The sequence below is a fragment of the Empedobacter stercoris genome (assembly GCF_020281205.1).
In the GTDB taxonomy this organism is placed as follows: Bacteria; Bacteroidota; Bacteroidia; order Flavobacteriales; family Weeksellaceae; genus Empedobacter; species Empedobacter stercoris.
The window spans coordinates 38,252-53,341 of the sequence record NZ_JACXZC010000004.1 but is presented as its reverse complement, the minus strand read 5'-3'; the positions used below and the strand labels follow the sequence as shown (position 1 = coordinate 53,341).

At 30.2% G+C, this 15,090-nt stretch carries 14 protein-coding genes; 13 read left to right on the top strand and 1 reads right to left on the bottom strand.

Annotation, left to right across the window (positions count from 1 at the left end; all coding sequences use genetic code 11):
* Positions 1 to 8 precede the first annotated feature (8 nt).
* From IF125_RS03155 to IF125_RS03135, 5 genes are all read left to right on the top strand, one after another.
* Positions 9 to 2,393, top strand: a complete 2,385-nt coding sequence (locus tag IF125_RS03155) for a TonB-dependent receptor (RefSeq protein ID WP_225541477.1) — start codon at positions 9 to 11, stop codon at positions 2,391 to 2,393.
* A 7-nt stretch (positions 2,394 to 2,400) separates the two neighbouring features.
* The gene (locus IF125_RS03150; protein WP_225541476.1) at positions 2,401 to 2,721 is read left to right on the top strand and encodes a hypothetical protein; all 321 of its coding nucleotides are present in this window, start codon (positions 2,401 to 2,403) and stop codon (positions 2,719 to 2,721) included.
* Positions 2,722 to 2,768: 47 nt separating this feature from the next.
* Complete coding sequence (locus tag IF125_RS03145) at positions 2,769 to 3,221, top strand: DUF4625 domain-containing protein (RefSeq protein ID WP_225541475.1); 453 nt, start codon at positions 2,769 to 2,771, stop codon at positions 3,219 to 3,221.
* Between the two features lie 97 nt (positions 3,222 to 3,318).
* On the top strand, positions 3,319 to 4,173 hold the full coding sequence (locus tag IF125_RS03140) for an ATPase (protein WP_225541474.1): 855 nt from the start codon (positions 3,319 to 3,321) through the stop codon (positions 4,171 to 4,173).
* Positions 4,174 to 4,878, top strand: a complete 705-nt coding sequence (locus tag IF125_RS03135) for a formyltransferase family protein (RefSeq protein WP_171622212.1) — start codon at positions 4,174 to 4,176, stop codon at positions 4,876 to 4,878.
* Between the two features lie 75 nt (positions 4,879 to 4,953).
* On the opposite strand, the gene IF125_RS03130 is transcribed toward IF125_RS03135, so the two are convergent.
* Complete coding sequence (locus IF125_RS03130; protein ID WP_171622213.1) at positions 4,954 to 5,559, bottom strand: DUF4126 domain-containing protein; 606 nt, start codon at positions 5,557 to 5,559, stop codon at positions 4,954 to 4,956.
* A 337-nt stretch (positions 5,560 to 5,896) separates the two neighbouring features.
* Here IF125_RS03130 and udk point away from each other — a divergent pair, with 337 nt between their 5' ends.
* From udk to IF125_RS03090, 8 genes are all read left to right on the top strand, one after another.
* Positions 5,897 to 6,565, top strand: a complete 669-nt coding sequence (gene udk, locus IF125_RS03125) for a uridine kinase (RefSeq protein WP_348650875.1) — start codon at positions 5,897 to 5,899, stop codon at positions 6,563 to 6,565.
* Complete coding sequence (locus IF125_RS03120) at positions 6,565 to 6,954, top strand: FtsB family cell division protein (protein ID WP_171622215.1); 390 nt, start codon at positions 6,565 to 6,567, stop codon at positions 6,952 to 6,954. The genes udk and IF125_RS03120 overlap by 1 nt, the downstream gene beginning before the upstream one ends.
* Positions 6,947 to 8,221: a methylmalonyl-CoA mutase family protein gene (locus tag IF125_RS03115; protein WP_225541473.1), complete on the top strand. Its 1,275-nt coding sequence runs from the start codon at positions 6,947 to 6,949 to the stop codon at positions 8,219 to 8,221. Before IF125_RS03120 ends, IF125_RS03115 begins: the two co-directional genes overlap by 8 nt.
* 123 nt (positions 8,222 to 8,344) lie before the next feature.
* On the top strand, positions 8,345 to 9,511 hold the full coding sequence (locus IF125_RS03110; protein ID WP_225541472.1) for an RsmD family RNA methyltransferase: 1,167 nt from the start codon (positions 8,345 to 8,347) through the stop codon (positions 9,509 to 9,511).
* Positions 9,512 to 9,574: 63 nt separating this feature from the next.
* Positions 9,575 to 11,752, top strand: coding sequence for an FUSC family membrane protein (locus IF125_RS03105; protein ID WP_225541471.1), 2,178 nt, complete (start codon positions 9,575 to 9,577; stop codon positions 11,750 to 11,752).
* Between the two features lie 133 nt (positions 11,753 to 11,885).
* Positions 11,886 to 12,563: a hypothetical protein gene (locus IF125_RS03100; protein ID WP_225541470.1), complete on the top strand. Its 678-nt coding sequence runs from the start codon at positions 11,886 to 11,888 to the stop codon at positions 12,561 to 12,563.
* A 146-nt stretch (positions 12,564 to 12,709) separates the two neighbouring features.
* Positions 12,710 to 14,089 (top strand): TolC family protein, encoded by a 1,380-nt coding sequence (locus tag IF125_RS03095; RefSeq protein WP_171622219.1) that lies wholly within the window; start codon positions 12,710 to 12,712, stop codon positions 14,087 to 14,089.
* Between the two features lie 4 nt (positions 14,090 to 14,093).
* Entirely contained in the window at positions 14,094 to 15,086 is a 993-nt protein-coding gene (locus IF125_RS03090; RefSeq protein ID WP_171622220.1) for an HlyD family secretion protein, read from the top strand.
* Positions 15,087 to 15,090 lie beyond the last annotated feature (4 nt).

The following is a 15,090-nucleotide window of genomic DNA, read 5'->3' as shown; positions in this document are numbered from 1 at the left end:
TTGTATTTATGTCAATCAACATACAATGTAGTATTGTAGCTACATTTTTGTGCGGATCTGTGTTTGCGCAAAATATTTTCGAAGGTCAAATTATTGATAAAAACCAACAACCAATTCCTTTCGCAACCTTATATATTAACAACGATGAATATCATGCAAATGCTGAAGGAAAATTCAAAATAGAAAATTTATATCAAGGGCAATACCAAGTGCAAATTGATGAACAAGGTTACGAACCTTTTTCGCAAAACATCACATTTGATAAAAATCAAAAATTTGTCTTTACCCTTACATTTCACAAAGCATACAATTTAGATGAAGTAACTGTTTTGGGACATCATCACGATTTTTCGACTGCAAATATTCAACGTGTCGATCAATCCTATATTCAAGAAAACTATGCAGGATCTTTAGCCAAATCATTAGAAAATATGGCTGGAATTAACGCTTCTGGAATTGGGTCTTCAGCGTCAAAACCAATCATACGAGGACTTGGTTTCAACCGATTAATTGTTGCTGAAAATGGAGTTAAACAAGAAGGTCAACAATGGGGAGCCGATCATGGTTTAGAGATTGATGCGCTAAATATTGAAGATATTGAAGTCATAAAAGGACCTGCTGCATTGGAGTACGGAAATGAAGCTATTGCAGGAGTTATCAAAATAAATAACAATAATTTACCCGCAAAACATTCGCTTTCTGGAGAAACAAAAGCATTGTATCAATCGATTAATGATAATATTGGAATTGGATTTAATTTAAAATCTCGTGGAAATCATTTTTTCTACAAAATAAAAGGTTCTTATTCAGATTATGCCGATTACAAAACAACAACAGATCGCATTTATTACCTCAATCGGTATTTACCAATTTACAACAAACGAGTAAAAAATACGGCTGGACAAGATTTTAATTCAGAAATACAAACTGGTTATATTGGCGAAAAATTTCGCTCGATTTTAACTGTTTCTAATGTTAACCAAAAGATTGGGTTTTTCCCTGGTTCGCACGGAATTCCATCTATTGATCGCTTAAAAGATGATGGAAATAACCGAAATATCGAATTTCCTTATCAAAAAGTAAATCATTTCAAAGTAATTTCTGAAAATGAATTCCGCTTAAACTCGAAAGATGTTCTGAAATTTCTGGGTAGCTACCAAAATAATCGTCGACAAGAAGTAAGTGCTTTTCATACACATTACGCAAATCAACCAGCTCCTTTATTAAATCCGAATTTAGAATTAGATTTTAATCTTTCTACTTACGATTCTCAATTAAAATTTGAACATAATCACAGTAAAAATTTCAAGACGATAATTGGTGCTAAAGCGCAAATTCAGGTAAATAATATTAGTGGATACAATTATTTATTACCAAAATATGATCGAAACATTTTTAGTGGATTTCTGATTGAAGAATTCAAAAAAGGAAATACATGGAAAGTAACTGCTGGTTTACGTTATGATTATTCTACTTTTAAATCTGAAGGCTATTTTGATGAATTTTTATACAATTATTTAATCGAAAAAGGAAACTCAACAGGCATAGCAGATTATTATGCCAATCGTAGTAAGTCCATCGATCGTAATTTTAGCAATTTGAATGGAATGATTGGTGCAACTTTTCAACCTAATCAACAATGGGATTTCAATTTAAATATTGGAACAAATTTCCGTTTACCAACAGCTATCGAATTAGGTTCTAATGGAATTCATCACGGAAGTTTTAGACACGAGCGCGGTGATGACAATTTGGATGTTGAAAAAGGAATTGCATTCGACTTTAAATCCGTTTTTCATAAAAACGATTGGGATATATCGGTAAGTCCTTATTTATATTATTTCAGTAATTACATTTTCTTGAAACCTTCGGGACAATTTTCTATACTTCCTCATGGCGGACAAATTTATCAATATACGCAAAGCAAAGCTTTATTAACTGGTTTTGAATTTGAAGTTAGTAAAAAAATCAACGAAAACTTTGATGCAAATGTTGTCTACGAATATTTGTATAACCGACAAATTACTGAGAATAACAAGTTAGGAAATTATCTTCCTTTTACGCCTGCGAATAATGTGTTTGGACAAGTTAATTATAAAGTCAATCAAAATATCGGATTTTTAGATGAGTTGAGCTTTTTTGTAAATGGAAAATATACCTTTAAGCAAGATAAAATTGCACAAAACGAAGATCTTACTCCAAGTTATTTTTTAGTTGGCATTGGAGGAAAAACGAAACTTAAATTCAATAATTTTCATGCAAATTTAAGTGTTCAAGTTTCTAATTTATTCAATAAAAATTATTACAATCACACTAGTTTTTATCGTGCTTTACAATTACCAGAACAAGCTCGAAACATACAAATTATGGTCGGAATTCCGTTCGGAAAATAGTTGATACATGAAAAAGAGACAGTCAATTTTCGGACTTTTCTTTAGTATTATTCTTTTTTCGATACCGATTTTTAATCAATTACATTTTTCTTTAATCGATCATTCGCCAGAAATTTCGAATCAAAAGAAAGAAATTATTCATCATCAGTGTAATCATTTTATATTTTATACAATTTTTATTGATACTCATGATGATCCTAAAGTTGAAGTAAAACTTAACAAAGAATTTTACAAAAAAGAAAGTTTTGAACAAGTAGAAAAAATTGAAATTTCTACAATTGAATATCATTTTACACGAGGACCGCCTCAAGATTTTGTTTATAAATAAATCAACTAAAATCTTAAAATAACTATTCAAATCAAAAAAATAAAACAATGAAAAATACAATTTTAAAATACATATTCGTTTCAATCGTCGCATTATTCATTACGTCTTGTTCATCAGATGACTCTTCATTAGATACAACAAAACCAGAAATTAATTTGATTGCTCCAAAAGATCATGATGAATTTCATTTAGGGGAAACCTTTACAATTGATGCTATTTTGAAAGATAATATAGAATTAGGTGCTGTAAAAATTGAAATTCATTCTGCGGAAGACGGACATGAACATAGAACAGCAAATGTTAATTGGACGTATGATGCGGAAGAGGCTATTCCGGCAGGAAAAACCGAGCACACATTAAGTCATCAAGTAAATATTCCTGCAGAAGGAATTACAGAAGGGCATTATCACTTAGGATTATTCTTAATTGATCGCGCCGGAAATCAAACACAATCCTTTATCGAAATCGTTGTAAGTGAAGATCACGATCACGAACATTAAAATAATTTTAGAAACGCTCGAAATTTCGAGCGTTTTTTTATGTCTATTGTTAAAAGAATGTTACTTTAGCAATCCTCAATTATATCAAAACTAAAAAATGATTGCAATAGCGGATAGCGGTTCTACTAAAACAGATTGGGTGATTTTAGATAGTAACCTGAATGAAGTGTTTAGAACAAATACAATCGGATTTAACCCATATTTTGTAACAGCTGAAGATATTACTGCTGAATTACAAAAAAATGAAGATTTTGCACCTGTTGCAAATGAGTTTACGAAAGTCTTTTTTTACGGAGCTGGAACTTCGAGTGAAGCGATGTACGAAGTCGTAAAAAACGGATTAAATAATTTCTTCCCTAATGCAGAACTGGTTGTTGACCATGATTTATTAGCTGCTTGTTATGCTACGTACATGGGAAAACCTGCAATGGTTTGTATCTTAGGAACAGGATCTAATTCATGTTATTTTGATGGAACAACTTTACGTGAAGAAACAAAATCTTTGGCTTACATCTTAGGAGACGAAGGTTCTGGAAATGACTTAGGTAAACGAGTATTACGCGCTTTCTATACAAAAAAAATGCCACCACATTTGGCTAAAGCGTTTGATGATTATTACAAATTATCTGTAGAGGAACTAAATAAAAATGTATATCAAAACAAATTTGCAAATACCTATTTAGCTTCCTTCAATAAATTTGTGGTTGAGCATAAAAATGACCCATTTATTCAGAAAATTATTTATGATGCAATGTCTTCTTTTATTGAATATCAAATTATGCCTTATGAAGAAGCACGTCATTCCGAATTAAATTTTATTGGTTCTATCGCTCACATATACGAAGATGTTATACGTTCTGTTGCTGCTGAATATCACTTAACTGTAGGACATATCATTAGAAAACCGATTGACAACGTTGTGGATTATCACAAAAAATATTTAATTAAATAAATGATTTCTCAACCAAAAATTGCGATAATTTCTTACAACACGCCTCATCGTAAAACGCAAGATGTTTTAACTGGCCTGAAAGCAAAAGGTTATCAAAATATAAAAGTATTTGCACTACCATTTGTACAACGCGAAAATCCCTTCAAACCCATTTACCAACATCGTCCAAGTAAGGCTATACAGGTAGATCCAATTGAATTTTGCAAAAATTTCGGATACGAATTTGATTTAACAACTGCTGATACCTTAAATCGCCAATTAAATGATTTTGAAGCTAACTTTGTCATCATAGCTGGTGCAGGTTTATTACCAGATGAATTGGTCGAAAATCATAAAATCATCAATACACATCCCGGTTTTTTACCTTTGACAAGAGGTTTAGATTCACTAAAATGGGCAATTACAAAAGGTGTAGAAATTGGTGTAACTACCCACTTTGTCGATACAGAAGCAGATGCAGGTTTTTTGATTGAACAACAGCATATTCCGGTTTATGAAAATGATACTTTTCATTCGGTTGCTTATCGTCAATATGAAATCGAAATTGAAATGTTAATAAATTCGATTGAAATAATTCCGACCCTTTCAAAATTCAAATCACTTTCTTCAAACGAGTTTGAAGCGACAAGAAGAATGCCTAAAGTAATTGAAGAAAACCTAATGCAAGCGTTTGAAGGTTACAAAGAAAAATATAAAATAGTTTAACCTATTGATTAAAATAAACTAAAAAGGTTTACTCAAAATTTTGAATAGACCTTTTTTTATTCCTTAATATTTATTTTACAATTCTTCTGCTAATAATTGATCTCCTTTTTTTTGAACACTTTTATATGCTCTATAACAAACATATAATATAAACAATACAAAAATAAACGCTAATGGCGCTAATACAATTGCTGTAATACTTAATACAATAGAACTAAAAGTTTCACCTGTATTAACCAAAAAATTACCAGCACCAGCAGTTGTAGTAGTTGAAACTGCTCGTGCAGCAGCAGTAGTTCCGCTAATCGCTGCCGCAGTTCCACCACCAGCTATAATTGCTAAAGCCCAAGTTGCTACCTCATTCATTTCTGGTAACGTTATGCCAACCGCAATCGTTCCTGCAATCCCTGCCAAAGGTACCGCTACGGTATCTAAAAGATTATCAATAATTGGAATATAATAAGCCCCAATTTCAACCAACATCGCTACACCAAGCGTAATCAACGCTGGTGTACTTCCTATCCACATCCAACTATCATCAAGATTAATAAAACTTCCGCCAAATTTCACCACTAAACTTAAAACAAATAATGGTAAAAAAATCCTAAAACCAGCTGCAGCAGCCAATCCAATTCCGAGAAATAAAGAGAAAACAGTAGTCATTGATAATAAATCATTCATAGTATAGTATTTTATATAGTTCTGATTTAATAAATATAACAATAAAAAAGATAAAGTTTTTATTTTTTTTCTTTCCTTTGCATTCGATTAAGAAAAACCAAGTGCTACAAAGTACTTTTATTTTGTAATTAAGTCTAAATGTTTGAAGTACATCTAAATAATCGATTAATAACTCAACCTATATTGAAGTGGATTGATCATTATTTCTTTTCACAAAATCAATCAACCAAAACTTTTTCACGACACCCTTTAATATTTTGCAAGAATCCATTTCTTTTTATTTTAATTTCTAATAAGAAAATTTTATCTTTAAGGAAATTTTATGAGAACTCTTGCAATGGAAATATCAAACGAAATAAAAAATAATAATAAAACAAAAATGCTGGTAATAGGAATTGCAGGAGGTACAGGATCGGGAAAAACGACCGTTGTAAACAATATTTTGAGAGATCTTAACGCTGAAAGTGTCATCGTTATTTCTCAAGATAATTATTATAAAGATCATCCTGAATTATCATTTGATGAACGTTCTAAAATAAATTTTGATCATCCAAGATCTATTGATTTTGAATTGTTAAAAGAACATGTTGCTTTACTTAAAAATGGAGTTTCAATCGAGCAACCTGTTTATTCGTTCATTACGCATAGTCGCAAAGAGGAAACAATATTGACACATCCTCAGTCTGTTATTATCGTAGAAGGAATTTTGGTGCTTACAGATCCAGAATTACGCGATTTGTTTGATGTAAAAATCTTTGTTCACGCAGATTCTGACGAAAGATTAATTCGCCGTGTACGCCGTGACATACAAGAACGCGGTCGAGATTTGGATGAAGTTTTAACGCGTTATCAAAAAACACTGAAACCAATGCATCAACAATTTATCGAACCTTCTAAAAACTATGCAGACATTATTATTCCAAATATGAAAAAGAAAAATTCTGTCGCAGTAAAAGTTTTATCAACTGTAATTAAAGAAAAACTTAACTCAAAAACTGCTGTATAATGAAAGAAAAATCGGAAGAAATCTTTGACGAAGAGCTAATACCAGAAGTGCCGAAAAGAAAAATTAAAGATACTTTTGTCTTCAAATTTGTTTGGAATCGTTACTTTATATTAACGGTATCGTTTGCAATTTGGATGATTTTTTTCGATCAAAACTCTTTTTTCGTACATCGCGAGTTAGATAAACAAATCAAATTATTAGAAGTTGATGAACAATATTACCAAGAACATTTGGATAAAGAAACAGAGAAATTAAATCAATTAAATAGTAATCCTGCTGAAATAGAACGCATCGCAAGAGAAAAACATTTCTTGAAAAAAGATGATGAAGATATTTTTATCATTCAGCAAGAGAAAATTGAGAAGCCACAAAATAAAGAAAATGAATAAATTATTTCAAGATTTCGATACGATTTCTGAAAAAGAATGGAAAAATAAAGTTCAAGTAGAACTGAAAGGATTAGAATATAATGAAACGTTGGTTTGGGGAACAAATGATCAAATTAATGTTAAACCATTGTATACAAAAGATGATGTTGATTATTCAACTATTCAACCATTACCAAAATCTTCTAAAGATTGGAAAATAATTTCAAAATATACGGGAAATAAAAATCAAGATTATAGCTTTTTATATGGTTATTTGATCAATCAAAAAGAAGCAAATTCTACGTTAGATCTTCCTAATTACTTGGATTTATTTATTCAGTATGATGGCTCATCAGCTTTAAAATCTCTTGAAAAACTTCCGAATTTAAAATATTTGGATATAGATCCTTATGGTTATTTGGCTCAAAATGGCTTGTGGCAAAATGATTCTGAGAATGCAACAAAAGAATTGATAAAAGAAGCTTTAGCTTTAGAAAATTTCGAAAAAGTAATTTCAATTCAAGGAGATATTTATCAAAATGCAGGAGCAAATCATGTACAACAAATTGCGATTACACTTGCACATGCTGTCGAATATTTAGAGAACTTTGGTGCTGATGTTGCTGATAAAATCTATTTTAAATTTGCTGTAGGAAGTAATTATTTCTTCGAAGTGGCAAAATTAAGAGCGTTCCGTTTTTTGTGGAAAATGATTTTAGAACAATACAATAAAGAAAGTGAAGCCTTTGTTTTCACCTCAACTTCTGATCGTAATAAATCTAAATTAGATATTTACAACAATGTTATTCGTTCTACTGTAGAAGCTTCTTCTGCTATTTTTGGTTCGAGTGATGCTGTTTTTGTAGGTGCTTATGATGAATTAAATAACGAATCTGATTTTGGGTTAGAATTAGCAGCAAAACAACAATTGTTATTGCAAAAAGAATCTTATTTAAATCAATTTGCCGATCCTGCTGCAGGTTCTTATTATATTGAAACCTTAACAAATCAAATGGCAGAAAATGCATTAGAATTATTCAAAACAATTCAAACTGCAGGTGGTTTTATTAAAGCCTTACAAAGCGAAACCATTCAAGATTTTATTTATACAAGTGCGAAAAAAGAACAAAAAGATTTTGATGAACAGAATATCAAATTGATTGGTGTAAATAAGTTTAGAAACCCTTCTGATGTCATTGAAAAAATGCCAAAAGAAAAAATAGTTAAACCAGCTCTTTTTATTCCTATTGTACCAACTCGTTTAGCAGAAAAAGAAGAAAATAAATAAATTTCGCAAATGAAATTGCTTGTCAAATTCATTCCGAACAAAATAATAATAAGACTTCAGTATCCTTGTGTTACTGAAGTCTTGTTTTTGATAAAACATTAGCTTATTTCTAAAAAAATCGTTTTGAATCTAAGTATTTTAACACAAGAATTTCAAGATTATTTAAAAATAATCGAGCAAGAAGATTTCAAATCTATTGGTTTAAAAAAATCGTTATTTGATGGTATTTCTTCGGCAGAAATTGCACAACAATTAAAAGGAATTCAAGTAGCAAAACATAAATTTCCAACACTTTATTCGACAAAAAACATTTATTTTCCACCATCTATCAATTTAGAACAAGCAAGCTCTGAAGCTGCTGCAAATTATAAATCGAGTTTGGTTAAAGGAAAAACATTAATCGATTTGACCGCGGGTTTTGGAATTGACACCATGGCTTTTGCTAAAAATTTCGAAAAAGTATATCATATCGAACAAAATCCAGAATTAAGTGAAATTGTACAACATAATGCACAAATTTTAGCTCCAAATTTAGAAACATACACTGGTACTTTTCAATCATTTTTTGAAACCAATCCTGAATCTAAGTTTGATGTTATTTATCTTGATCCAGCCCGAAGAAATTCGAGTGGAAGAAAATTTATTTTAGAAGATTTAGAGCCAAATATTTTAGAATGGATGCCAACTTTTTTCGAGAAATCTAATAAAATCATCATCAAGCTTTCTCCATTATTGGACATCACTTCTACCCTACAGCAAATTGATTCCATTTCAGAAATACATATCGTTGCTTTAAAAAATGAAGTAAAAGATTTTCTACTGATTATTGATAAAAATTGCTCCACTAAAAATCCTTTGATTAAAGCAATTAATTTAGAAAGTAATCAACCTGAATTTTCATTCAACTTTGAAGACGAATACAATTCTAATGCAAATTTTGGAACAGTACAACAGTATATTTACGAACCAAATGTTGCTATTCTAAAAACGGGCGCTTTCAAATTATTGAGCGAAAAATTTAATTTGCATAAATTACATCAAAACACCCATTTATATACGTCTAATGAACTTTTGAACGAATTTCCTGGAAAAATATATTCAGTGGAAAAACACATCAATCATGCTAAAAAAGAAATTATAAAATCTAAAGCTAATCTTTTGGTAAAAAACTATAACCAAGCAATAGATATTGTCAAAAAGAAATTTAAAATAACAGATGGTGGTGAAACAACATTAATTTTTACACAAAGTATAGATGGTTTTCATATTCTAAAAACTTCGCGTGTTTAGTTGGGTTTCGAGAAAAGTTGTGCTAATTTTATACAACAATTTTACAACCCTATAATTTTGCATTTGAAACTTAAGAATAAAATCGAAAACTTTATATATGGAGAAGCGCTTTCTGATGGTTTAAAAACCTCTTTGGCGATTATCATACCTCCTATAGTCGCAAGTTTTTTTGGCGATTTGTATGCTGGTGTTACCATAAGTCTTGGCGCAGTTTTAGCGCACATGACAGACACTCCTGGTCCATTCAAAGAACGTCGAAACTTGATGTGGCTTTCCGTTTTATTAATTTTTATTGTTTCATATTTAACAAAAACGATTAATAATTTTCCAATTTTATTAGGAATTTGTTTAACGATTATCGTATTCTTTTCTAATATGTTAACCGTTTGGGGACAACGTCTAAGTGCACTCGGAATGGTCATCATGATGTCGATGGTGATGAATATGAACGACTTGAGACAAGAATTAACTCCATTACATACTGCCTTATTCGTTACTGCTGGTGCGGCATGGTACACTATTTTTAGTTTAGCTATTAGTACATTTCGTCCCTACAGAATGGCGCAACAAAATCTTGCTGATGCCATGATTCATATTTCGGAATACATCCGAATTAAAGCTTCTATGTTTGATAAAGATTCTAATTATGATGACATTGTCCAAAAACTTATTGACGAACATGTTGTCATTAATGAAAAGCAAAATTTGGTCAGAGACTTAGTTTTTACCAATAAAAAATTGGTAAAAGACCAAACACCAATCGGACGATCGATTGTTTTTATGTTCTCAGATTTAATGGATATTTTCGAAAATATTACTGCAACTCAATACGATTATGTCAAAATTAGGGAAGTATATGGCGATACAAAGGCGATGCGCAAAATTTATAATATGATGAATAAATTAGCGCACGAACTAAAAATGATTGCTTATCATATCAATTCGAACAAACGTCCTAAAAAACCTTCTTTTGATTTTGATGCTGAATTAAAAAAGATTGATGACGCAATAAAAGAATTGTATGCTGAAGGCAAAAAACCTATCGTTTTATCCAAAATTTATATCAATCTAAAACAAGTTGTTTATAAAATAGAATTTATTCATAAATTCTTTTACGATGATTCTTTTACCGAAAAAAAGAAAAATCCGTTGGATCATGCAGAGCATTTTCAACCAACAGTCGATTATTCGTTCGGAAAAATAAAAGATCATCTCAACCTAAAATCTTCTATTTTCAGACATGCTATTCGTTCCTCTATTGTCATGCTTTTAGCATATTGTATAACATTTATTATTCCCATGACCTATCACAGTTATTGGCTATTAATGACTGTTCTTGTTATCTTAAAACCTGGTTTTAGCGTGACAAAAAAGAGAAACTTACAGCGTTTAAAAGGAACTATTTTTGGTGGATTAATCGGAATTTTAATCCTACTTATTTTTCCACAACTATCTGTACGATTTGTAATGATGTTATTCTTTATGTTAATGGCATATACATTCATACGTCACAAATATGCTGTTGGCACCTTTTATTTAACAGCTTACATCTTGATTTCGTTTAGTTTTTATTCGCAAAAAGATTCACTTTATATCATACAAGAACGAACAATAGATACATTAGTTGGTGGTTTAATGGCCTTTATTTCATGCTACATTATTTTACCTTCTTGGGAAAAAAATAACATGAATGAATATATTCAAAAAGCGTTAATTGCTAATTACGAATTTGTTTTTCTTATTTTTAAAAAATTAGCTGATAATGACGTTACCACAACAGATTATAAATTAGCGCGTAAAGACGTGTTTATTGCAATGGCAAATATCAATTCAGTTTTTCAACGTGTCATTTCAGAACCAAAAGATAAACAAGAAAATGCAGATGATTTGAATAAATTTACCATTTTCAATCAATCATTTGTATCCTATTCACTTGGATTAGTGAAAATTCTAAAGAAAAACAACTCGGTTATTTTAACTTCCGAACACATACGATTAATGAAAAAAATATTGCAATTATTACTTCAAAATATTCGACTTTATGGTGAATATGAAACCGAAAATTTACCCAAAACAATCGAGTTTAAAGAAAAAACAATTGCATATACTGAAATCGAAACGGAGGCTTTACAAAATGACTCTGAGTTGATTGAAGATTTACTTGAGTATTTGTACGAAATCTCTTACGATTTCACGAAAGTTGGACATGTTTTTGTAAAAGAAAAACCGTTAAAAGAATAAATATAATTTAACTATTCAAAATCTAAAATCATACGTTATAACTACCTTTTTTGGTACAATAAAAAATAATTTTTTAAAAAAAAACATACTAAAACATTATTAATCACTATATTTAAAGAGTAAAGGTTGGTATATGAAAAAAATAGTTTATTTCGCGATAGGAAGCTTGTTTATAATGCAATCTTGTGAGCAAAAGAAAGAAGCTCCAAAAGAATTAGCTGTTAATACAACAACTACGTACGAGAGTGCCTTAGATGTTCCTGTGAGTAAAGTTGGTGTGGTAATTAATATTGATACTGTTGGATTTTTTAATCATAATTCTCAAGAATTAAACCATAATATCGATTCAAAATCAATCCAAAATCAATTGATACAATTAAATTCGAAAGTTGACATCATTAAAATAATTCGTGAAAAAGCAATCAAAATTTTAGACGATCATCAATATGATTATCAAATAATTGATAAATTTGACAATAAAAACGTACCAAACGAATTAATTACACAAGAAAATGTTCATTCAGTTAAATTTGACAACTTAAAAAGTGTAATATCTCAAGATGATTTAGTCGTTATCAATGTAAAATCTGGTTTGGATTTTGATCCCGAAAACAAACTAAAATACATTGCTAAAACCTATGTTTATATCAATATTTTAGACTTAAAAAACAATTCGTTAAAATATAGCGAAACAATTGGAGGAACAAAATACATTGAGGAGACAATCAAGCAAGGATCAATAGATTATTTAGAGAAAATGATGAAAGAATCGTTAAACGAGACCTTAAATATAATTGATAATAAATATTAAATACATTGAACTATGCGCCAATTATTTTGGCTATTTTGGAAGTCCTGAACCTTTAAAAAGTTTCAGGATTTTTATTTTTAATCATATTCTAATACTAGTTTTTATTCATGGTATATTTTTTGTTAATTTTATGCCAAAATTGAGCAATGCCTATCCATCGATATTATAGTTATTTCGTTCTTATCTCTTCATTTTCTTTTGGTCAACAACTAATTGACCCTCAACTAAAATTACCTGTTGAAAAAGCAATTGAATCAAGTTACAATTTAAAAAATAAACAACTCGAAGTTGATAAAAACAACTCTCAATATGATGAAATAAAAGGTAAACAAAAACCAAGTTTGTCTGCAATTGCTTTAGGAAGTTATTTAAATTCGAACGGAACAATTGATATTCCTACAAAATCTATTGATCTTATTTCGACCGAATTATTTGCAGGAAATCAAAGATTTAATACCTCAACTGGATTATTTACAATTGGTATAAATGCATCTCAAGTCATTTTTTCAGGATTGCAAATACCAAATGCTTTAAACGCTATTCAAGAAAAAAGCGCAGCTTTAGATTACTTAAAAGATGCAGAAAAAGAAGTTATTACAAAGGACATTTTGCAAACTTATGATCAATTGATGTTGATACAAAAAGTAGAAGAATTAATTTCGAATTCTGCAAAGCGTTTAGACAAAGAACATCTAAAAGTTCAGAAAGCTATTCAAAACGGTTTGGCAATACCATATGATCGTGAAAAGATAAAATTAGCAATGCTTGAGTTAGAGGCTCGACAAGTTGAAGTAAATGGAAGCCGACAATTACTTTACAAGAAATTAGAAACATTAACACATTTATCGACAGAAGATTTACAACAAATAGAGTATGAACTTACTCCTATCCATATAATTTCGGCTGAGTATACATTAGAAAATAAAAAGGAGTTGAAAGCGCTTGAACATTCAATAAAAGCATACGAATTTTTGTACAAGAAAGAAAAAGGTTCTCACCTTCCGCAAGTTTTCGCTTTCGCAAATACCAATTACACTTCTATTTTTGGAAGTCGTTTCAAGTTAAAAGATGTCGATTTATTAGGCGATGTCAATTTAAAAATGAACCAATTTACGTTATTCCCAAATATTTTGATTGGAATTGGTGCAAAATGGGAATTATTAGATGGTGGTCAACATAAAAATAGATTAGTGCAAGCAAAAACAGATATCTTAATTAATGAAAATAAATTGAAAGATTCGCAAGAAAAATTAAATCTCTTGTTAAGTAAAAATAAGATTGATTACGAAACTTCTTCCGAAAAATTAAAAGTAAACCATCAACAAAATACCATTGCAACAAATAATTTAGAAATTGCTTCAAGACGATTTCAAGAAGGATTAATAGATGTTACCGAGCGTTTGGCTGCTGAAAATGATTATTACAAAGCCAATCTGGGTTATTATGCTCAAATTATAGATCAACGCTCTAAAACCTATGAATTACTACAAACTTCTGGTGAATTATTTAATCAAATCTCAAATTAAAATCATGAAAAATACCTTATACTATATATTTGCATTAAGCGGACTAATACTTTTTTCGAATTGCACATCTACTGATAAAGAAAATAAATCAACCGAAGAAACTGTTTTTCAAGGAAAAATTGAACGTGATCAAATTACAGTTGTCACAAAAATACCAGGTAAAATAGATCAAATATTGGTTCACGAAGGCGATGAAGTAAAAAAAGGACAAACACTTTTTGTTTTACAATTACCAGAAGTTGATGCCAAAAAAAGTCAAGCCGAAGGTGCTGTAAATTCAGCTGAAGCACAATATGAAATGGCAAAAAAAGGTGCGACAGATAATCAATTGAAACAATTACGTGCAAAAGTTGCTGGCTTGAAAGAGCAATTAGATTATGCTGAAAAATCGAATCATCGACTAAAAAATATGCTTCGTGATAGTCTTGTACCGCAACAAAGTTACGATGAAGTTTATGCAAAATATCAAGGTGCAAAAAATCAATATTTAGCCGCAAAAGCCGAATTAGCTGATGCCGAAAATGGAGCTCGTGTTGAGCAACAACAAATGGCTTTGGGACAAAAAGAACGTGCATTAGGTGCTTTGCAAGAAATTGATGTTGCAGAAGCAGAAAGATACATCAAAGCGCCACAAAATATGACAATCGAAACAATTAATCTAAAAATAGGAGAATTAGCATTGGCTGGTTATGCTATAGCGAACGGAATTCTGGAAGAAACTACATTTTTTAGATTTACCATTCCTGAAAATAAAATTAGTCAACTTCAGAAAAATCAAATTGTCAAATTAAAGATTCCTTATAAAAATAATTTAGAACTCAAAGGTAAAATTGTTTCGATAAAAGCGCTGAATTCCTATGCAAACATCTCGACTGCTTATCCAGATATTGATCAGCAACAATCCCTATATGAAGTAAAAGTAGTTCCTGTTGATAACAAACAAGCTGCTCAACTCTTGACAAAAGCAACTGTTATTTTGGATCTTAACACTAAATAAATTC